Origin of the sequence: Erysipelatoclostridium sp. An173 (genome assembly GCF_963931465.1) — a bacterium.
Classification (GTDB): domain Bacteria; phylum Bacillota_I; class Bacilli_A; order Erysipelotrichales; family Coprobacillaceae; genus Thomasclavelia; species Thomasclavelia merdavium.
The window spans coordinates 1,438,706-1,460,155 of sequence record NZ_OZ007017.1; the positions used below are offsets into that span (position 1 = coordinate 1,438,706).

At 26.0% G+C, this 21,450-nt stretch carries 18 protein-coding genes; all 18 read right to left on the reverse strand.

The window, feature by feature from the left end; genetic code table 11:
* Position 1: 1 nt before the first annotated feature.
* Entirely contained in the window at positions 2-2,851 is a 2,850-nt protein-coding gene (locus ABGT36_RS07275; protein ID WP_346677464.1) for a hypothetical protein, read from the reverse strand.
* A 253-nt stretch (positions 2,852-3,104) separates the two neighbouring features.
* Positions 3,105-3,983, reverse strand: a complete 879-nt coding sequence (locus tag ABGT36_RS07280) for a hypothetical protein (RefSeq protein ID WP_346677465.1) — start codon at positions 3,981-3,983, stop codon at positions 3,105-3,107.
* 886 nt (positions 3,984-4,869) lie between these two features.
* A complete protein-coding gene (locus ABGT36_RS07285; RefSeq protein WP_346677466.1) occupies positions 4,870-6,084 on the reverse strand; it encodes an LCP family protein in 1,215 nt (404 codons plus the stop codon).
* 222 nt (positions 6,085-6,306) lie between these two features.
* Positions 6,307-7,233 (reverse strand): sugar phosphate nucleotidyltransferase, encoded by a 927-nt coding sequence (locus tag ABGT36_RS07290; protein WP_346677468.1) that lies wholly within the window; start codon positions 7,231-7,233, stop codon positions 6,307-6,309.
* A 113-nt stretch (positions 7,234-7,346) separates the two neighbouring features.
* On the reverse strand, positions 7,347-8,756 hold the full coding sequence (locus ABGT36_RS07295) for an oligosaccharide flippase family protein (RefSeq protein ID WP_346677470.1): 1,410 nt from the start codon (positions 8,754-8,756) through the stop codon (positions 7,347-7,349).
* A gap of 2 nt (positions 8,757-8,758) precedes the next feature.
* The gene (locus ABGT36_RS07300) at positions 8,759-9,925 is read right to left on the reverse strand and encodes a nucleotide sugar dehydrogenase (RefSeq protein ID WP_346677472.1); all 1,167 of its coding nucleotides are present in this window, start codon (positions 9,923-9,925) and stop codon (positions 8,759-8,761) included.
* 178 nt (positions 9,926-10,103) lie between these two features.
* A complete protein-coding gene (locus ABGT36_RS07305) occupies positions 10,104-10,979 on the reverse strand; it encodes a glycosyltransferase family 2 protein (protein WP_346677473.1) in 876 nt (291 codons plus the stop codon).
* Between the two features lie 517 nt (positions 10,980-11,496).
* A complete protein-coding gene (locus ABGT36_RS07310; protein WP_346677475.1) occupies positions 11,497-12,582 on the reverse strand; it encodes an EpsG family protein in 1,086 nt (361 codons plus the stop codon).
* Positions 12,583-12,596: 14 nt separating this feature from the next.
* A complete protein-coding gene (locus ABGT36_RS07315; RefSeq protein ID WP_346677476.1) occupies positions 12,597-13,502 on the reverse strand; it encodes a glycosyltransferase in 906 nt (301 codons plus the stop codon).
* A gap of 4 nt (positions 13,503-13,506) precedes the next feature.
* Positions 13,507-14,403: a glycosyltransferase gene (locus tag ABGT36_RS07320; protein ID WP_346677478.1), complete on the reverse strand. Its 897-nt coding sequence runs from the start codon at positions 14,401-14,403 to the stop codon at positions 13,507-13,509.
* A gap of 74 nt (positions 14,404-14,477) precedes the next feature.
* The gene (locus ABGT36_RS07325; protein WP_346677480.1) at positions 14,478-15,605 is read right to left on the reverse strand and encodes a glycosyltransferase; all 1,128 of its coding nucleotides are present in this window, start codon (positions 15,603-15,605) and stop codon (positions 14,478-14,480) included.
* On the reverse strand, positions 15,605-16,222 hold the full coding sequence (locus ABGT36_RS07330) for an acetyltransferase (RefSeq protein ID WP_346677482.1): 618 nt from the start codon (positions 16,220-16,222) through the stop codon (positions 15,605-15,607). The genes ABGT36_RS07325 and ABGT36_RS07330 overlap by 1 nt, the downstream gene beginning before the upstream one ends.
* Positions 16,215-16,826 carry a sugar transferase gene (locus tag ABGT36_RS07335; protein ID WP_346677484.1) on the reverse strand — a complete coding sequence of 204 codons (612 nt, stop codon included), beginning with the start codon at positions 16,824-16,826 and terminating at the stop codon, positions 16,215-16,217. The genes ABGT36_RS07330 and ABGT36_RS07335 overlap by 8 nt, the downstream gene beginning before the upstream one ends.
* Positions 16,826-18,052 (reverse strand): aminotransferase class I/II-fold pyridoxal phosphate-dependent enzyme, encoded by a 1,227-nt coding sequence (locus ABGT36_RS07340; protein WP_346677486.1) that lies wholly within the window; start codon positions 18,050-18,052, stop codon positions 16,826-16,828. Before ABGT36_RS07340 ends, ABGT36_RS07335 begins: the two co-directional genes overlap by 1 nt.
* A gap of 44 nt (positions 18,053-18,096) precedes the next feature.
* Positions 18,097-19,902 (reverse strand): nucleoside-diphosphate sugar epimerase/dehydratase, encoded by a 1,806-nt coding sequence (locus tag ABGT36_RS07345; RefSeq protein WP_346677488.1) that lies wholly within the window; start codon positions 19,900-19,902, stop codon positions 18,097-18,099.
* Positions 19,903-20,159: 257 nt separating this feature from the next.
* A complete protein-coding gene (locus ABGT36_RS07350) occupies positions 20,160-20,666 on the reverse strand; it encodes a transcription termination/antitermination NusG family protein (protein ID WP_346677490.1) in 507 nt (168 codons plus the stop codon).
* 10 nt (positions 20,667-20,676) lie between these two features.
* Positions 20,677-20,901, reverse strand: a complete 225-nt coding sequence (locus tag ABGT36_RS07355; RefSeq protein ID WP_346677492.1) for a hypothetical protein — start codon at positions 20,899-20,901, stop codon at positions 20,677-20,679.
* 13 nt (positions 20,902-20,914) lie between these two features.
* Complete coding sequence (locus ABGT36_RS07360) at positions 20,915-21,418, reverse strand: transcription termination/antitermination NusG family protein (RefSeq protein WP_346677494.1); 504 nt, start codon at positions 21,416-21,418, stop codon at positions 20,915-20,917.
* Positions 21,419-21,450 lie beyond the last annotated feature (32 nt).

Consider the following 21,450-nt stretch of genomic DNA (forward strand, 5'->3'; position numbering starts at 1 on the left):
ATTATAAATCTTCCTGAGATAATTGTAGTATATTCAATAAAAATTTATTATTTTTACTTGTATACCATTTTTGATACTCAATAATATAATTGACCATTAAATAAACATCAAAGTATTCTTTAAAAACTCTAGATATTTGTTCACTATTAATCTTCCATAACACACCATTGTAAAAATCATAATAACTATCATAACTTTCTTTAAATATTTTAAATATTTTATTAAGATGTTGAAAGTATTGAAAATAATCATCTTTTTTGTTAGTATCACATTGACTTTCAATAGATGATTTTAAATTTTTCATCTCATCATATAACAATTTTATTAATCTAACATTTTCATCGTATTTAGATAACTCCATTAAATCATTATTCTTAATGATAATATCCGTTGATGTACTATTTTCATTATTATATTGGTGATTACCTAGATTTTTATTTTTTAAAATTATATTTAATAATTTAAAATAGATCTGCAAATTCTTGTGATCAACATCATTTCTTCCAGAATATCTTTTAATCAATGCATAAACGCTTTCTATCTTTCTTTCTATCGAAGGAATAGAAATATTGATTTCTAATTTGTCAATAGTATGTTTGAATACTTGATCGACAGTAAGTATCTGCTTGTTTAAAAAGAATTGTAAATTATTAAACCATTCTTTATCATATTGATAAAAATAATTTTCTAAGAGATTAAATATTACCCTCTCATAGCTCATTTTATCATAATTATTATTGTTATTGTTATCTTTGCTATAAGTACTTTTTTCATATATATCATATAAATACTTAATTTCTTGCTTTTTTATTTCATTTGTAATAATCATTTCATCTTTATCATACAAAACATCTCCAACAGATAAATCATCATGTGATTTAGAGGAGTATATTAAGCAAGTCGCATATAGCAATTGTCTTATATATTTTTTTACATTTAAAAGATAAAAATCATTTGTAGTTAGTATCAAGGATGACTCACCTAAATCCTTTAGATTTTTCAAAGTTAGCCTTGATGTAAGTCGATAATAAAAGCATAACGTGCTACCCATATTCAAATTTACAGGTAATATTTGGAGATTACTATTTAAACTATTAATGAAAGTATTACATAGAATTTGTTTTAATCTTTCTTGAACACTATTATATCTTTCCAGATATTCATCCTTATGTATAACATAAAAAATCTCATTAACAAATATCGCCAACATGATTAATGATTCTATTATCCCCTTTTTATCAATATCCTTATTTGAGTCATCACTCAATATATCAATCACAATATTATTCAATTCTTCACAATCAATTCGTAAATTTCTAATATCATCATTATTCAAAACCTTAGAGTCTTTAACGAGATCATATTTGAATTTTAAAAATCTATCAATTTTCTTGCGAAATCTTGAGTAAGTGAACTTTGATTCTAATAAAACATTTACAAATTCACTAAATCTTTGATTGTTCCAGTACTTATTTTTTTCAATTTTTGAGTTATTTATTGCTCTCAAAGTATATACTGATATTGCTTCAGTATATAAATAACTATATACATTCATAAAACTTCTAACATTTTTACCAAAAACAGAAAGATATGCATAAAGATATCTGTTATTTTTTAAAACAATATCTTCCCTTGATTTACCATATTTGGGTATTGTAAAAAAATCTAAATATTCTCCTTCTATCTCGCTATTTGTAAATCCATATTCAAAAACATAGCTAATGAGCTGTAAAATATTTAATTCTTCTAATTTTGATTCAATACTTTCATCATTTGTTTTTTCTTCATTATATCTTAACCCGAATAAAACCTCATTGGTATACCAAATTATCCTATATCTATATGTTGCAGGTAAGACCTTTTTCAAGAAAAACTCACTTCTGCCATGAGCATTATCTATTTCATCTTCAGTTAATTCTCTTTGTGGATAATTAGTCATCTTTAAAAAATATTTTATCATACATCTTTCAAAAACATCATAATTGCCACTAATACACACTACAATATTAGGATGACATAAAAAATTGAGAATATTTATTAATATATTTGGACAGTGTTTAGCAGAAGTATCTACATCATCGAAAAAGAAGTAAATTAGTGGTTCTTTATTAAAATCAGTAAAATCTTCATTTCCGTTTAATTTCCTTTTAAAATCAACTAGACTGGTAATAAAATTATTAAACTTCTCATGAAAATCGTAATCTTCGCTTAACATGCGAGTTACCTTATCATTGTACTCAGCTAAAGTACTACTATTTGCATTCATCAAATTAGAATATTCTTTTTTAGAAGAAATATAACTCACTCTAAGTTGCGTAATTAAATCCTTAAGTATTTCCACCTGATGTCTGTTACTACCTATACGCAAACAATCAGTATCAAGCAAATCACTATTATTTTTATACATATTTGAAAAAGAGCCAATATACTTATCTAATGCTGTAATAATCCAACCTAATGAATCAGATCCATCACCCATTTCCTCGGGATCAATAATCCTATTAATAATATCATATTTATTATCTTCCGAATCTTTATTTCTAAAATATGAGCCTTTATGAATTTGATCGAACAGCGTCATCATTGCCGAAGTTTTTCCTGTTCCACGTTGACCAAGAATAGAAATAGTATTATTGAACTTTTCAGTAGCCAAAAAATAGTTATGATACTCTCTTTCTTTTTGTTCTTTAGACATGTTTTTGTTATAATCAAAAGCAACTCTTCTAAATTGATCAATATCATCTTTTATATTCTCAATACCAGGAAGAATTTTAATTATCGAGTTAGAGCTTATATATCTGGCCCCATGATGAACCCCTTTTCTTTGAATCGTAATATTATTCATTTCCATTTCCCCTCCATCAAGCATAAATATAATTTTATTATTAAACCTCTTTTTTTAAAAGTATTTCTGAATTTTCCATTGTAAAAATATTATAATAATCTTCATAAATAACCTTCTAAAGTTATTAAAATTGTATAGCATATGATTACACTTTTTAAATAATGAATATCTATAAGTTGTTTCATAATTCTTTAGAAAGATTATTACGATATAAATAAGTAGCTACAAAGTTCTAAATAAAAACATTATTAATAACATATCATTCATCATAGTGATTTCCATTAGTTCTATTTTCAATATAGTCTAACCAAAAACTCATAGTGCAGATATTCAATTTCAATGAAAAATCAAGATATCGCAAAGCTAAAAGGTAAAAAGAAATATTACTAATAAACATAATTATTAGCAGCATACTAGTATTATCTTTATAAGTATCAAATATAATAAAGTATCCTGTTAAAAAAAATATAAGTAAGCATGCTCCTGATAGATTTTTTGAAAAAGATTTAGAGGAATTATAATTATGCATTCTTCCGTATTTAGACACAGTTTGAATCATCATATATCCTCTTTTATTGAATTTTTTGATAATATCATCCGTATTTATATCTAGATAATCTAAATCAAATTCATATATATTTTTAAGATGTTCTGAACATTGATGCCTTAATAATTTTATTTCATCTTTATTCTCATTGTCGCTTTTATTTTTATATAATATTTTAATTTCAAAGAAAAATATTATAATAAATATGATAACTAGAAATATTTTTTGAGGAACAAAACATAATATGTGTTCTTGCTTGTTTTTGTAAATAAAATAGTATACAAACACTAAAAGTAATATTGAAATAACTATTGTATATATACAAATATTTAGTATCGATAAATGCTCACATATTTTTTTATTGAATATAATTTTTGTATATATAGAATTCATTAATTCTGATAAAATCCATCCAATGCAATAACTAACTAACAAAAATAATATTAATATTATCAAATCATTATTTACAATTAAATAAATTTGTTTATAAATACACTCATTTACAATCATCATACAAAAAAGTACTAAACTACCTGGTATTGTAAATGAAATAATATCATATAAAGTTACTTTATTAATTAATTCTCCCATAGCTTATTATCCCACCTTTTATTGTTAGTGTCGGTTGTAAAATTTTTTACATTGATTTTATCTACCATCATTTCCCTCTCCTCTTTTTTTTACCTGATAACAATATCATATCCTTTTTTAGCTTCGTAAATATAATCATTTTCATCACATCACTATGGACATGATTTTTTTTGAAATAATCTATAAGTTTTCGAACCTACTCGTTGAATATAAAATGATAAAAATCATAATTGTGATATGAATGTTTATAAAAAATGTAATTAAGAATAGCACACTTTTTTACATTATTTATAAGTAGAAATTACAATTTTTATAACAATATTCACTTTTAAAAGTGTAAAATTTTTTTATTGCTGTAAAAATTTATTTATATCAAAAATGAAAATTTAAATATATCAAAATTTAATAATTTTTAAACAATATATTAAATATCAGCTCTTTTGTTCCTACTTTATATAATAAATTTACTATTATATTTAACAAATATAAAGAACTAAGTAATAAATTGTCATTATCATGTAATAAATATCAATTTTTATTCATTAGATTAGAGAAAAATTTAAAATCTCTATCTACTATTATCTATTACAAATTTTTTTTTAAAATATTTTCTTATTCAAATAGGAATTGTAAAGTACTATTTCTAAATATTGATAAATCCTATAATTCAAAATAACAAGTGTAAATCACTAATTTTTTATAGATTATTGTATATTTATATAATATGATTTAAGGAAAAAAAATATTTTAAAAAAAGCTGTATAGAAAAATTAGAATTATCCTAAACTTACAAATATTATTTTATAAGTTATTTTAGAATTAAACTAATTTTTTATCATCAAAAAGTGGCTAACTATTAGTTAAACCACTTTCATTAACTTGTTATTTAATTTCCAGTACCTTCAGTTTCTCTAATTTTTACTATCGCACTATCTATTGTATCTTGATCTGGAATCATATAATAAAGATTACTATTTGGCATCGAATAGCCACCTGACATCCTTTTACCACTTCCACCTAAATACTGATTTTCTATCTCATATCCTTGCATATCTGATAATTGTTTTTTTATCAATGACATAATGTCATCACTACTCATATTTGTTTCAAATGTTCCTTCAACTTTTTCTAAAACTTCTTGGTAATTTGATAATACCGATGGTGTTAACAATTTATTGATGATAGCCTTCATTACATCCTGTTGATTTTTAATACGATGATTATCACCACTTTCGTAAGCATATCTTTCTCTTGAAAATGCTAATGACATTTCTCCATCCATATGATTAATTCCTTCTTGAATAGTGATTGATTTATTAGTATGAGGAACAAATGTTTTATCACTATAAACATCAATACCACCTAAGACATCAACTACATTTACTAAAGAACTAAAATTGATTCGATAATAATAATCCATTTCTGTTTCTAATAAATTTCCAATAGTATTTACCGTTTCATTTACACCATAGATTCCTGAATGAGTCAGCTTATCTTTAGCACCTTTTGAATCAAGTGTTACATAATAATCTCTTGGTATACCTGTCAACAATATTTTATGAGTATTCATATTAACTGTCATGACCATATTGACATCACTTCTTGATCTAGTTGATACTGGTCCGTATGTATCAATTCCTGTAATACAGATATCGAATACGCCATCATTGATTGCTCCATCATTAGCTATATTTTCAGTTTCAGTTTTAATTTCAAATTGATAGATTACTTTTGTTTCCGTATCAAAATCTTGATGATTTTCTTCAAGCATGCTTCTATATGCTTCATTAACAACAATAGCATCACAGTCAGAGTTATATAGTGAATCAGCTAACGAATTCCAGTCATTATAATCTTTATACTCAGTATCTGAATTCAACTGTTCTCTAATATCAGTTAAAGCATTTGTTAAATTTTCTTGATCTTCATTTTGATTGATACCAAGTGATTTTCCTTCAAGTTCATTTAATTTTTCATAGTCACTGTTATTCAGTACAATAACCGATATAGCATTTATTTCATAATAAGTACTGGAAAAACCATCAATAAAAGTAATACCTCTATTGATTTCAATACTTACTAAAATTAAAACGATACTCACCACAACTGCAAGTATCCTTGAAATAACACTTCTAATACTGATATTTTTAGATTTAAACTGTAATAAAAAGTTATCAAACATAGTATGATAACTGACGCAATAATTCCATACATATATATGTTTGGTAATACTGCAAAATTAAATAAATAATATAGAAATACGATTGTAAACACTATCTGTATTCCTACAAACACAATCGGAAAAAATATTTCTTTTATGTATTTATTTCATTAAACCACATTTAACATTTTTTTTCATTTGCGGATAAGCTCCCTGTTCTATTAATAATCTTATATTATTAATAACCATCTCTTTATCCGCTTGATAAGTCACCCCAAACCATTTGTCATCTGACTTAAGTACATCAACAGTTACTTTTTTTTGCTTTAATAAATCATCAATATAAATAGGTAACAAAAACTCAGATTTCAAATCGTCTTTATTCAATCTTTCTAAGAAATCTAAAAACCCAACTAATAATAAATCAATAAACTCAGGGTACAATCCCCACATATTCATAGAAACAAGGGCATCTTTGTCTAGTTCCCTGTCACCACAAATAACTTTATCACCAGATTTTTCAATATTATGAGTTTCTTTAATATCAACTAGTTTTCCATTTTCTTCCTTACATATACCTCTAGTAACTGTACCATTATCACTTAAAGTATTCTTTAAAACAAATCCAACCATACAGATCGGTAAAATTTTCTTTTCATCAATCTCATTACTTAAGTACTCATAAGCTTTTTTAAATGCTTCCTTGCCATAATAATCATCAGCATTTATCACTAAAAAAGGTTCTTTTACTACATCTTTACAAACTAGAATTGCTTGCCCTGTTCCCCATGGTTTATTTCTTTCTTTAAATTTATATCTATATTTATCAGGAATATCATTTACATCCTGATATACATATTTTACATCAACTTTACCTTTTAACCGGCTACCTATAGTCCCATCAAAATCTTTTTGCAATTCTTTTCTAATTACAAAAACAACTTTATTAAATCCTGCCTCAATAGCATCATAAACCGAAAAATCAACAATCACTTCTCCATTTATCCCTACTGGTTCCAATTGTTTAATTCCTCCACCAAAACGACTGCCTATCCCCGCAGCCATAACAACTAATGTTATATTACTCATATAAATATATCCTTTCCTGATATAAATAGCATATAAAATTTTTAATATCATCTAACAGGTTTATATATTAATCACTACGTATCATGCTAAATTTAAATTAAATCTTATCTTTGTTAAGAGTTAATTGTTTTCTTTAAACCCAATTTGTAATATATACCAATCATTGTTAAATAAATGATTGCACCTGTTATAACTTTGATGCACAAAGTAATAAGATTATTTGTCACGAATGGTATCAGACTAACTAAAATATACATTACTATTCCACTTATTAAAAAAGGTGTACATTGAAGCATATATTTGATTACCTTTATTTCCTTTCTTACTCTATATGTCTGATAAGCACAGACAGATAACTCTGCAAAAAAAGTAGCTATTGCAGCTCCTAATGCATCCAAGTATGGAATGAGTATCAAATTAGTAACAATATTAATACCTGCACCTAAAAATACTGAAATAATATATATCTTATCCTGCTTATTAGGAATAAGATATTGCGTTCTGATAACATTTGCCCATGATATAAATATTGATGATAATACTAATATCGATATGATTTCCACACATGGATCATATCCCTCACCATAAAATATAGGCACAAATTTTTTAGATACAGCACATATTCCAAATGCCATAGCACATGATAAAAATACTGAAACTATTAATGATTTTTGAATGTATTTTGTTGCTTCGTTATGTTTTCCATTTGCAACCAAGTTTGACATTCTTGGAAGCATAACAGTTCCTAGTGATGTTATAGCCATAGATGGTATTTGTGTCAGCTTATTTGAATTTTCATAAAATCCAACTGCTTCCATAGTGCTTAATGCCCCTAATATGATCTTGCTCATAGTTGTGTAAAGACTTATTGCCAGTACTGGAATAAATAACACTAAATTTGGTTTTATATGTTGAAGGACATCGGTTATTTCTATCTTTACTAGTATTATAAACCTTTTTAAAAACATCCATAATGCCAATTGACTGACCAGCATTCCCGTAACCATGATTATTGCATATATATACAAATCATTTTGACCTTTTACTAATAATAATATCAATATCAAATTCAATATTTTAATTATCGAATTTCTTGTAACAGTCATCTTAAACTGTTCCATTCCATAAAAAAACCAGTTAATATCAAAAGCTACAGAAATCAAATATATGATTTGTATCCATGCCATCAGTTTATTTTCAGCAAAAAATAAAACATATCCTATATATACAATAATAATAATGATTGTCATCATTATTTGCATAGCATATATGCTCCAAAATGCTTTAGATAATTGTTCCTTATCTTCTCTGACACCTGCTATCGTTCGATTCCCGTAATTATTTAAACCTAAAAGTATAAACAAACCAAAATAATAAGCAACTGAATAAGCATAAGAATAAATTCCTATCCTTTCTGCTCCCATTACTCTTGATATATATGGGGTTGTTATCAATGGAAGTATGAGTGTCAACACATTATAAAAAGCATTATATAAAAAATTTTTTTTTATACTACTGGACATATCTAATCCCTTTCATATAAGTCTCTTGTATATACTTTATCTCTTACATCTTTGATTTCTTCTGTAATTCTGTTTACTACTATCACATCACTTATTTCTTTAAATTTATTTAGATCAGTAATGACCTTACTATTAAAGAAGGTTTCTTCTTTAAGTGTTGGTTCATATACTATTACTTCTATTCCTTTTGCTTTTATCCTTTTCATTATTCCTTGAATTGCACTTGCTCTAAAGTTATCCGAACCACTTTTCATCGTTAATCTATAAATGCCAACAATGTTTGGTTTTCTATCAAATATCTCCTGAGCAATATGGTCTTTTCTTGTTGTATTTGATGCTACTATTGCGGATATTAGATTCTCTGGTACATCTTTATAGTTTGCTTTTAATTGTTTTGTATCTTTTGGTAAACAATATCCTCCATATCCAAATGATGGATTATTATAATGATTACCTATTCTTGGATCTAAACATACTCCTTCTATTATTTGTTTTGTATTTAATCCTTTAATCTCAGCATAAGTATCCAATTCATTAAAATATGCTACTCTTAATGCTAGATATGTATTAGCAAATAATTTTATTGCTTCTGCTTCAGTACTGTCAGTATATAAAACAGGGATATCTTCTTTGATAGCCCCTTCTTTTAATAATTCTGCAAATACTTTTGCTCTTTCACTTTGTTCACCTACAACTATCCTTGAAGGATATAGATTATCATATAATGCTTTTCCTTCTCTTAAAAATTCTGGTGAAAAGATAATTCTATCTGTATCAAACATCTTATTTACCTGTTTAGTATATCCAACAGGTATCGTACTTTTGATAACAATAAAAGCTTTAGAATTATATTCCAAAGCTAATTTAATAACACTTTCAACTGCACTAGTATCAAATGAATTTGTTTTGTCATCATAGTTAGTAGGCGCAGCTACTACTATGATGTCTGCATCACTGTATGCCTCTTTAGCATCAATAGTTGCATATAGATCTAATTTTTTGTTTAATAAAAAGTCTTCTATTTCTTTATCTTTAATAGGAGACTTTTTATTATTAATCATATTTACTTTTTCTTCTATAATATCTATAGCTACAACATGATTATGTTGTGCCAATAATGTAGCGATACTTAATCCTACATATCCTGTTCCTGAAATTGTTATATTCATATATACCTCACTATTTTCATCTATCATCATTAATCAATAATATAAAATAATAATCATCTAACTATAAATTATTTTTTAAATTGAAAATTAAGACATAAGCATATGATCTGTAATCATTATTAAAAAAAGATTTTATTTATAACTTAAATTCATTTTAAGATAAATTTTTGTATTTTTATTATCGTTTAACTTTTAGGAATAAATTTAATAAATTACTTCTACATAAAAATATTTTTATTAATAATTTAAAAGATTTCTTATATTTAAATGCCTTTAAATACGAATTTATAACATTTTTATCTTTAACTTGATACTGGCATGTAGCTAAAAGATTCCAATAATAATACTGTGAATACCTGTCGTTATTCTTAACATAATACTTACTATAAATAATTTTCAATGCAGTAATTGCCTTAAAGTAATTTTTAGTAATACTATCGCTTTGTATATATTGGGTAACTAATAATTCATCTTGAAAAAAAACTGTATATTCCATAGATAACTTAATAGCAAGATCCCAATCTTGAAAACGGGGTAAATTTTCATCAAATTTTACAGTACTGAAACATATCTTCTTAGCCAATATTGTTTGTGTACTTATTAAATTACCTTTTAATAAATCGTCATAACTTATATTTTTATTATGTATCAATCTATCTGGAATAATATTATAATTCTGTCCATATTCATCAAGTTGTTCCATCTTACAAAAGACAACATCAGCATCATATTTCGATAAAAATTCTAGTTGCTTTTTTAGTTTATTTTTATCCCATAAATCGTCACTGTCTTGAAATGCAATATAATCACCATGTGATAATTTTATACCCCTATTTCTCGAATAACAAGCTCCCATATTAACTGTATTTTTATAATATCTTATTCTAATATCATTATAATTTTTTATAATATGTTGTGTGTCATCTGTAGAACAATCATCAACTATTATTATTTCAAAATCATCTATAGTCTGGTTTAATAAATTATCAATAGTTCGCTTTATAACATGTCCTCTATTATATGTTGGTACTATAATACTTATTATTTTAATCACACTCCTATCACATCTTTTTAAACATTATATCTTATTTTTTTAAACAAAACATAATTTCTTTTTTATAATCATCTGTTTATAGGTTTGAAATAATCAGCTTTTGTTTTATAATATGCTTTATTTCATAACAGTTGTGATTTTCAATTTGTCTATTTATATAAAAACCACATCAACTTTCATTTAGAGATATAAATAATAATTTTTAGAATATTATTTCATAAAAATGAATATTAAATTTTCTGGATCTTAGTCACTAGTATACAACAAAAGCAATAAATCTTAAAAAAATGATATTATTTACCAATTTATTATAATACTCTTTATGAACTAATTTGTCTAATTCTATGTTTATTAATCAAAGAAAATTATAGCTACAAATGTATTAATTGTTATTACCTTTATGCTAGAGTTCACTATAAAATCTAATAATATATTTGATTTTAATACCTCAAATTTTCTGAATTAAAACAAATTCTATTTCTTAATGTCAATTTTGTATTGATATACTAATTAAAGCTTATCTAAAAATCAATGGAAATATTTCATCATACTTTAAAGTTCCATATAACAGAATAAACTGTAATATATAAAATGATATAATTAAAAATTTATTACCTATATTAAAAATTGTATTTCTTTTCAATAGTTGCCACACCTTAGGAACAACATATATTAATGCAATTAAAAAATAATAACTGATTCTAAATCCCCATTGATAATTTTTATAAACCACAAAAAAAAGTATTCCATAAAAAAATATTAATAACCATTTATCATATTCCATATTTCTAATTTTTAATATGTATCTATAAAAAATCATAAAAACAAATTGAAGTAATAAAATTAGCAATTGCAACAAGTTACTACCACTATATAGACCTGAATTATTAACATAGTCAGAGGCAAAATAATATCTAAAACAATAAATTACTATAAAAGATATTATTGTATAAATAATTACTAGTGATATTTCCAAATACTTACCTTTGATTTGTTTAATAAGAAAATATGGTAGAACTACTAAACTTATAATTGCAGTAGTATGAATTGATATTGCACCTATTGTAAAAAGTATATATTTTTTCATATCAATTCCTATATTATAAAATGCATTTAATAATATAGAAACTGCTAAAATTTGACGTGTAATATTTAAAGATTTAGGAAAAAAGAATAAACAAAATATAAATATTACCATTGGTAAATCTAAATCTCTTTTATTTTTTTTATAAAAAATGAAAATAAAATAGCATATTAAATATGTCAATAAATAATAAATAATATATCTATTATTAAATAGATAGCATAATTTACATATTAAAAAAAAACCTATCTCTTTAAATGAATATATGTTAATATATTCTATAACATTTAGACTTCCCAAAGCATTTGGATAAGAATAATATGACCAATAATCTGTTCCTACATTAACTCTTCTACCAGATAAAATAATTAAAGGCATAAAAATAATAATTGTAGAAATGATATTATAGACTATACCATTTTTTTCATTTATTTTACTTTTTTTGAATTTTTTACCTAAATACATGTTTAATAAAAAAGTCGAAAAATATATACCATATGAAATAAGATTATTATTCATAGTATTAACTCCTATTAAAATCGTCCTAATAATATAGTTATTATTAAAATAATACGTTCTAATATATTGTTAGTTTGTAATGAATTAAAAAAAGCAAATTTAAATTTATTTTTATATGACATAGTATAATTAATGCACTCTTTCAACAATAAAATTTTATCATTATCGATAAAATCTCTATAATTCTTGTACAACTCATTTATATATAAATATCGTACTTTCTTATTTTTAAATAGTGCAGAACTCTTTATTCTATCTTTAAATTTTATGCTTCCAACAACATTATTTTCGTGTTGCCTATATAATATATAGCTTTGACTGTCTAAAACAATATTTCCATTTATAGCAGAACATAGTATATATATCCAATGATCATGAAAAGGCAAATTATTTATATTTATATATTGATGATTTTTAATCACTTTAAGTAGTTGCTTATTAAAAACCATTGTACAACCTAAAATATGGTTTTTTAAAATTATTTTTTCAAATGGATAAACCCTATTTTCTTTACTGATTCGTATAAAATCTAAATGCTTATTTACTAAGGTATAATTTCCTAAATATAAAGCTGGGGAAATATTATTCTTTTTTAATAATTTTATTGCTTTATAAATCTTATCTTCTAACCATATATCGTCTTGATCAGCAAATGCATAATAATCATATGAAGTATCACAAATTTCAAGTAGTTTATAAAAACTATTTTTAGATCCAATATTATTACCATATATTACTTGAATATTGTCATATGATTTAAAACTATTTAATATATTTATTGTATCGTCAATTGAACCATCGTCTCTAATCAATATATCAACATGTACATTTTTTTGAAGTAAGATACTATTTAATAAATCAGATAAATATTTCTCACCATTGTATGTTGATAATAATACTAATACTTTTGCATCTAACATAATATCAGAATCTATTAAATATAATAGAAATAATAAAAATGATATCCTTAAAAAAACTTCCTGTTTTTAATTGACGATTAAATATAACTCTAATCTTATTGATTAAACACTCTTTATACGAACAAATCAAATTAATAATATTAATATTATTTTGTGATAAATAAGAACCATGTATTTTTTTAAATTCTAAGATTTGTTGTAATCTTTCATTATTTCCATAAAAAAAAGATCTATAGTATCTTTTAATTTTTGTATTAATATTAGGATTTCCACCTACAACATTATTTGAATGTTGCCTATATAATAACGTTTTTTCATGTCCATAAATTACTTTTCCATCATAAGCCAAACATGTCAATAAGCACCAATGATCATGCATTCGCATTTTTTCTGATTTTTTCTTTCTAACTATTTCAATCATTTTTTTATTTAATATCATTGTACAACCTAAAGGTGCTTGCCCTAAAATAGTATTACCTAATGTATATAATTTAAGTTTAACAGATTTTAAATTATTTAATTGATTATCAACAATTTCATAATTAGAGTAATATAAACAAGGAACATCTTCAAATCTAATCATTTTATTTATACCTTTAATAAGTTTTTCTTCTTTCCAAATATCATCTTGATCAGAAAAAGCATAGTAATCAGAATCTAGATTGCAATCAAATAATAATTCTTGAAAGCTAAATGCGGCTCCAATATTATCGCCACTATACCACTTAAAATTTAATTTTTTTCCCAACATTCTTAATAATTTAATAGTATTATCATTAGAACCATCATCTCTAACTATTAAAGACACATTAACCTCCTTTTGAGCATAAATACTTTTGATTTGATCAGATATATATTTTTCTCCATTATATGAAGATAACAAAACAGTTACATTCTTCATTTCTTCCTCCTATAAAAATATTTTTTTACTTTTTTAATATATTTACTATTAATTTATCCAAATAGTCTAAGCTATTAAAATAAAGAATATATATTCAACATTAATTTTTTTATTTCACAGCCATCATATTTTTTTATTTTTACTTTATTAAAATCAATAAACTGTCTCCTTAATTCTGCATCATTAAATAATTGGACGATTTTAGTAGAATATTGTTTATAATCATTACGATTACATAAAAAACCATTTTCGTTATCTTTTATTAAATCATTGTTACCTCTTATATCACTTGCAACACATAAAGTTTCACAAGCCATAGCTTCCATTAAAGCAACAGGTAATCCTTCTTGTAATGAAGGAAAAACAAAAATATCAGAAATCTTTATTAATTCCAACCTATCTTCTCTAAAACCTAATAATTTCAAATCAACATCCTTTTTTTTGGCAAAATCTAATAATTGTTGTTTTAATGTACCTTGACCACATATTATATATGTAATGTTTTCTAAACCTGCTATAGCTTCAATAATAATTTTATGATTTTTTCTTTCACTTAATTCACCAACAGAAATCAAAATTTTTCTATTATTATCTATCCCAAGTTCTTCTTTTTTCTTTTCTTTATCAACAATTATAGATTGTATTTTAGCAACATCGACTCCTACTCCGGGAATATATTCCAGTTTTTTCATTTTAAAATTAGATTTAGCACGCTTATAATCTTCTTTATTAATTGTGATTAAAACATCTGTATATTTAGATAACCATTTTTCTATAGGATAGAAAATCATCCAATTTTTCAGTGGAGCACCTTTAAAAAAATGAAAACCATGTGCAGTATATACACATTTTGTATTAGTTTTTTTACAAACTAATCTTGCAATAACACTGGCAATAGGTGTATGACAGTGAATAAAATCATATTGATTTTTACTAACCAAGTCTAGTGTCTGTTTATATGATTTAAGATGCTTTGTTATACAAAATATTGAACGAGAATAATCAATTTGATAATATTTAATTTCCAAATTATTTAGTTGTTCTTTTAAAGCATTGATTTTTTCAGTAGTCCAGACACTTCTATCATTCCAATCACAGGCAACATGAACTGTATATCCCAATTCTAAAAGTATCGATATATTATTCATATTAAATTGACCAATCATCGATGGAACGGTTGCTACTATTAACATTTTTTTCATTATCTGATTCTCCTTATAGGACATCCAACAAAAATTCCTTTTTCTTTGATATCATAAATTACAACTCCACCAGCACCTATAATACAATCTTTATATATATTAGTATTATTAATGATAGTGGCCCCTGTTCCTATCCATACATCTTCCCCAATATGCACATTTCCTGCAATATGAACCCCAGGAGAAATATGTGCATAATCATTAATCAAACAATCATGATCTACTGATGATGAAGTGTTAATAATACATCCAATTCCTATTTTTGAATCTGCATTGATAACTACATTTGCCATAACTACAGTACCTGGTTGTATACTTACCGTTTCATCTATAATTGCACTTGGATGTATTAATACAGGTAGTTCAATATTTAATTCATTTAATCTTTTGGTAATTGTTTTTCTAATTTGATTATCTCCAATTCCAACAAAAAAATCATAATCATTTAGATATTTTCCAATGTCATTTAATGTTCCTACTACTTTGTATTTACCATTAAACTGTTTATTTATATCGTCATCTAAAAAATATATTTCTTTGTACCCATTTAGCTTTGCAATATCTGCAATTACTTTTCCATGTCCTCCAGCACCAATAATAATCAATTTTTCAGCCATTTGAACTACCTCTAAACTCTTCCATAGTCACTGATGTTTCACTAGAAATCCCTTCCCTAAACAAAACAATTTTTATAGTTTTAAAAATAATTCTTAAATCCAATAAAAATGAAACATGTTTTGTATAATAAACATCCAAATCAAACTTTTCTTCCCAACTTAATGCATTTCTTCCATTACATTGGGCCCAACCGGTAAATCCAGGTCTGACATCATGTCGGTGTTTTTGATATTCATTATATAAAGGAAGATATTTTACCAGTAATGGCCTTGGCCCTACTATTGACATGTCTCCTTTTAAAATATTAAAAAGTTCAGGAAGTTCATCTAGACTTGTTGATCTTAATAATTTTCCAAACTTAGTTAATCTAATTTCATCAGGTAATAAATTACCATTTTCATCTTTTTTGTCAGTCATCGTTCTAAATTTGTACATTCTAAATATCTTTTCATTCTTTCCAGGTCGCTCCTGTTTAAATAAAACTGGTGAACCTAGTTTTATTTTTACTAATATTGCTACTATCAAGATAACTGGACTTAAGATAACTAAAGCAATTAATGATAAAACAAAATCTAATAATCGTTTGATGAATAACCGATACATTATTTAAAACATTCCTTTACGATTTCAATAATTGCTTCTTGTTCTTCTATTGTCATTTTGTTATCTGATGGTAAACATAGACCACGATTAAAAATATCCATCCCTACATCTACTACTTCTCCTTTGATATAAGCATTACTTTGAGCTCGACCATTTCCATGTCTAGTTACAAATGGATTTGTTACATAGATTGGCTGCATATGCATTGGTTTCCATATCGGTCTTCCCTCAGCATTATATTTAGTCAATGTTTCTAGGATTTCACTAGGACAACTTTTACCTGGTTCATCGATATATAATGTTTCATTTTCTGATCTTACCTGTTTGCACATAGCTTTTTTATTTATTAAAAGACACGATAACCAGTAATTTGGTTCCATGATATCTTCGATAAATGGGTTCATGGTTACTGGCAAGTCTTTAAATCCTTCTTTATATCTTTGATAGATTGCTTTTTTTTGTGCTATATGTTCATCAAGATATTTGAATTGACCTCTAACTACTCCTGCAATAACATTAGACATCCGATAATTATACCCTAATTCCTCATGCTGATACCATGGGGCTGCTTCTCTTGATTGAGTTGACCATTTTCTAGCTTTATTTGCTGCTTCTTCATTATCAGTTAAAAGCATTCCTCCAGAAGAACCAGTTATGATTTTATTTCCATTAAACGAAATAACATTGTAATTACCAAAAGTCCCAGTTTGTTTTCCTTTATAAATTGCACCTAACGATTCAGCTGCATCTTCAATTAATATTGCATGGTGCTTATCACAAATATCCTTTATTTCATCAAGTTTAGCTGGTGTACCATACAAATTAGCAACAACAACAACTTTTACATCTGGATATAGTTCGAATGCTTTTTCTAACGCTTGAGGATCCATATTCCAAGTATCCCTTTCACTATCAATAAAAATAGGGATACCGCCTTCATAGACAACAGGATTAACAGTTGCTGCAAAAGTCATATCCGAACAAAATACATAATCACCATGTTTTACTCCAGCTAATTTTACTGCCAGATGTAAAGCTGCTGTTCCAGCAGATAATGCTACTGTATGCTTACAGCCAATATATTCTTGAGCAGTTCTTTCCACTTCATTAATATTTTCGCCTACAGTAGACATCCAATTGGTCTCATATGCCTGTGTTATATATTTGAGTTCCTCACCATGCATTGTAGGTGATGATAACCATATTTTCTTTTCAAATGGTTCCATTATATTCCCCTTTCTCCATAATAAAAAATATAGCAGATGCTATATTATCTATCCTCCTTCGGTTTATAAGTTGGTACGATGTCTTTTACTAATGATCGAACATCACTGGTTTCTTTATAAACCGCTTCTTTTAAGTTTGTTAGTTTATTAAAGAAAGTTTCTTCATCCAATTCAATTGGTTTACCAATATGGATCAGATGATTTGGTGTATCTTGTAATCCTTCTTCTTTCATTAATAATTCTTCATATAATTTTTCACCGGGTCTAAGTCCTGTATATTCGATCTTGATATCAACATCTGGTTCATAACCTGATAATTTGATCAAATTTCGAGCCATATCGGCTATCTTCACTGGTTTACCCATATCTAAGATAAAGATTTCACCGCCTTTAGCAAAGGCTCCAGCCTGTAAAACTAGAGAAACTGCTTCAGGTATCGTCATGAAATATCTGATGATATCAGGATGGGTTACCGTTACCGGTCCCCTTTCTTTGATCTGTTTTTTAAACAATGGAATGACTGATCCGTTTGACCCTAAAACATTACCAAATCTTACTGCTACATATTCTGTTTGTGATCGTTTGTTGTAAGTTTGAACAATCATCTCACAGATTCTTTTAGTAGCTCCCATGATGTTAGTTGGATTTACTGCTTTATCAGTTGATATTAAAATAAATTTCTTAATTTTATATTTATCAGCAGCTTTTACTAAATTCAATGTTCCAAAAACATTATTTTTAACCGCTTCATTAGGACTATCTTCCATCAACGGTACATGTTTATGAGCTGCTGCATGGTAAACAATATCAGGTTGATATTTTTCAAATAATTTATCTATTTTTTTCGAATTTCTAACTGAAGCAATGATCGTTTCTAAATTAAGGTTAGGATATTTATGTTTTAACTCTAATTGAATGTCATAGGCATTGTTTTCATAAATATCAACAATAATTAACTGCTTAGGACCACTAGCAGCAATCTGACGACATAGTTCACTGCCAATCGAACCACCGCCACCAGTTACCATTACTACCTTACCAGTTACATAACGAATGATATCTTCAATATTAACCTTGATAGGCTCTCTACCAAGCAAATCCTGTATTTCTACATCTTTAAAGTCACTAATATGAATGTCACCGTTGATCATCTGATAAATACCTGGCAATTTTTTTATCTGACATTTTGTTTCTTTACAAATATTTAAAATATCGGCTACTTCTTTTCGATTACCAGAAGGCACTGCTAGTAGTATCTCCTCAACACCAAACTTTTTAGCTGCTTCAATGATTTTTTCACGTCCACCATAAACAGTTACACCATGAATTCGACATCCTTTTTTTGATTTATCATCATCAATAAAACAGACAACTTGTTTATAGATCGTTGGATTATAAATAATCTCACGATAAGTCTTTTCACCAGCTAAACCAGCTCCAATAATCATTACTTTTTGTAATTCTCTACGACTCATTTGGTGAATATGTAATTTATAGATTCTAAGCAATCGATAAGTAAATCTTGTAAATCCTAAACATAATGTTATTAGTAGAAAATATAAAAAATAGCATGATTCTGGTAATTCGTTATTACTTATTTCAAAAACAGCAATATTAATCAAACTACCAATAGTAGTTGCACATAAGATATTAAATAATTCGACCATTGAGGCAAACTGCCATAAGCTTTTGTACATTTTCACCCAGATAAAAACGATTAAATTTAATACAATAATAATTAAAATAACTTCATTAATATTATTAATGTATCTTTGATTAACCGTTCCTTCAAATCTAAGTATTAAAGAACCATAAAGCGAAACTATAATACACAGAACATCTATAATCATTAGAATTATCTGTCTGACTCTTATCTTATAGTTATTCATTGTTTTTTTAGTTGATTAATGAATCTGTAATCATTAATCAATTCTAATACCCTCTCCCCTTTCTATATAATATGAAAGAAATATTGTTATTAATTTGTGATTATATAAACAAAAAAAGAACATAGTTCTCCTACCCAAGATAATTATCTATCTTGAGCAGAAAAACTATGTTCAAATAATTTAGATAATGGCAGAGACAGCCACACGCATTATCTTATTTATTTTACCTGTTTGCTTTGTTTATAAAATAGTCCGGCTTTAATATACCTGTCAAAAAATTTGATATCTAAAACAGCAATCATATCTCTTTTGTCGCTCTTGATGATACAGTTTTCAAAATGAATCAGTGGTCCACTTGTAATAACCGTCATCCCGTTTTCTTTATATCCATATGACATCCTTAGAATACCTTCGTCATCAAGAAGTTTTTTAAATAGATTTATTTCATCTTTAGTAAGTGCTGAAACATCAGTCTTCTTAAGTTCCTTAATAATCCCATCACGTTCTTCGTTTAGTGAATACAATAAATTATCGAATTCAAGTTGATTCAGCTTTGTCTTAATAAAAACATATCCAGGAAACATGACTTTCAAAACTATTTCATCATGTAATCGAAAATAATATTCCATTTTTGGAATATAAGCATAAATACCATCTTTTTTGTTTAACCTAGAACAGACTTTTTCAGCTTTAAGTGTCTGACAGTACAATACATAATAATTCATTCTATTTGCTTCAATCTATCCTTTTTTGAGAACGATGTTTTAAACACTCAAATACTTCTTCATATGTATTGCAGAGATTAAGATTATCAACCAAGAAGATATCATTATTTTTAGCAATCTCTACTAATTCCATGATGGCATAATCAAGCATATTTTCAATATGCGACTGATTATCTTCCATCAGCTTTTGATGCTCTTTATTCATCTTGCCATAAATATTTTTCATTTCAAACATCTTGACTCTCCTGTCAGCTTTTGCTGACTACTTCCAATGGTATCTTAATAACTGAATTATTTAAACGAAAATCCAGCATAGCAATACGATGATGGCGATTAATTTTTATAACATAATCCTCAAGCCCCATTATTGGTCCAGTATCAACAATCAGTTTAGAATTGACAATATTGCCAACGGAGTGCCTTATAGTATCTTCACCATTAAAAAGCTTGTCATATATAGCTGATAAAGATTGCTGAAGAGATAAAGAATTCCCCTGATTTACAAGAGTAACTGAATTTTTAACAGATTCCAAAAACTCCTTATATTTTCTCATAAAAGAAATTTCATCAAGATCACATCTAACAAATACATAATCAGGATACATATTTTTGACAACCCAGCTTTTAACACCATTTATACTGTACCATTTTTCAGTTTTAGGTATAAAAGCAAAAGTATTTTGCTGACTATTGAAGAAATTAATCAAATTTTCCGAAGAATCGGACTTATACCGTAAAAAATACCAATACATTCTTTCACATCTTTCTTTATCATAATTAAATG

What these genes read in the sequence shown, in the direction of transcription:
- ABGT36_RS07275 (WP_346677464.1), bottom strand. Translation starts at nt 2,851, where the DNA reads ATGGAAATGAATAATATTACGATTCAAAGAAAAGGGGTTCATCATGGG.
- ABGT36_RS07280 (WP_346677465.1), bottom strand. Translation starts at nt 3,983, where the DNA reads ATGGGAGAATTAATTAATAAAGTAACTTTATATGATATTATTTCATTT.
- ABGT36_RS07290 (WP_346677468.1), bottom strand. Translation starts at nt 7,233, where the DNA reads ATGAGTAATATAACATTAGTTGTTATGGCTGCGGGGATAGGCAGTCGT.
- ABGT36_RS07295 (WP_346677470.1), bottom strand. Translation starts at nt 8,756, where the DNA reads ATGTCCAGTAGTATAAAAAAAAATTTTTTATATAATGCTTTTTATAAT.
- ABGT36_RS07300 (WP_346677472.1), bottom strand. Translation starts at nt 9,925, where the DNA reads ATGAATATAACAATTTCAGGAACAGGATATGTAGGATTAAGTATCGCT.
- ABGT36_RS07310 (WP_346677475.1), bottom strand. Translation starts at nt 12,582, where the DNA reads ATGAATAATAATCTTATTTCATATGGTATATATTTTTCGACTTTTTTA.
- ABGT36_RS07315 (WP_346677476.1), bottom strand. Translation starts at nt 13,502, where the DNA reads ATGTTAGATGCAAAAGTATTAGTATTATTATCAACATACAATGGTGAG.
- ABGT36_RS07320 (WP_346677478.1), bottom strand. Translation starts at nt 14,403, where the DNA reads ATGAAGAATGTAACTGTTTTGTTATCTTCATATAATGGAGAAAAATAT.
- ABGT36_RS07325 (WP_346677480.1), bottom strand. Translation starts at nt 15,605, where the DNA reads ATGAAAAAAATGTTAATAGTAGCAACCGTTCCATCGATGATTGGTCAA.
- ABGT36_RS07330 (WP_346677482.1), bottom strand. Translation starts at nt 16,222, where the DNA reads ATGGCTGAAAAATTGATTATTATTGGTGCTGGAGGACATGGAAAAGTA.
- ABGT36_RS07335 (WP_346677484.1), bottom strand. Translation starts at nt 16,826, where the DNA reads ATGTATCGGTTATTCATCAAACGATTATTAGATTTTGTTTTATCATTA.
- ABGT36_RS07340 (WP_346677486.1), bottom strand. Translation starts at nt 18,052, where the DNA reads ATGGAACCATTTGAAAAGAAAATATGGTTATCATCACCTACAATGCAT.
- ABGT36_RS07345 (WP_346677488.1), bottom strand. Translation starts at nt 19,902, where the DNA reads ATGATTATAGATGTTCTGTGTATTATAGTTTCGCTTTATGGTTCTTTA.
- ABGT36_RS07350 (WP_346677490.1), bottom strand. Translation starts at nt 20,666, where the DNA reads ATGAATTATTATGTATTGTACTGTCAGACACTTAAAGCTGAAAAAGTC.
- ABGT36_RS07355 (WP_346677492.1), bottom strand. Translation starts at nt 20,901, where the DNA reads ATGTTTGAAATGAAAAATATTTATGGCAAGATGAATAAAGAGCATCAA.
- ABGT36_RS07360 (WP_346677494.1), bottom strand. Translation starts at nt 21,418, where the DNA reads ATGTATTGGTATTTTTTACGGTATAAGTCCGATTCTTCGGAAAATTTG.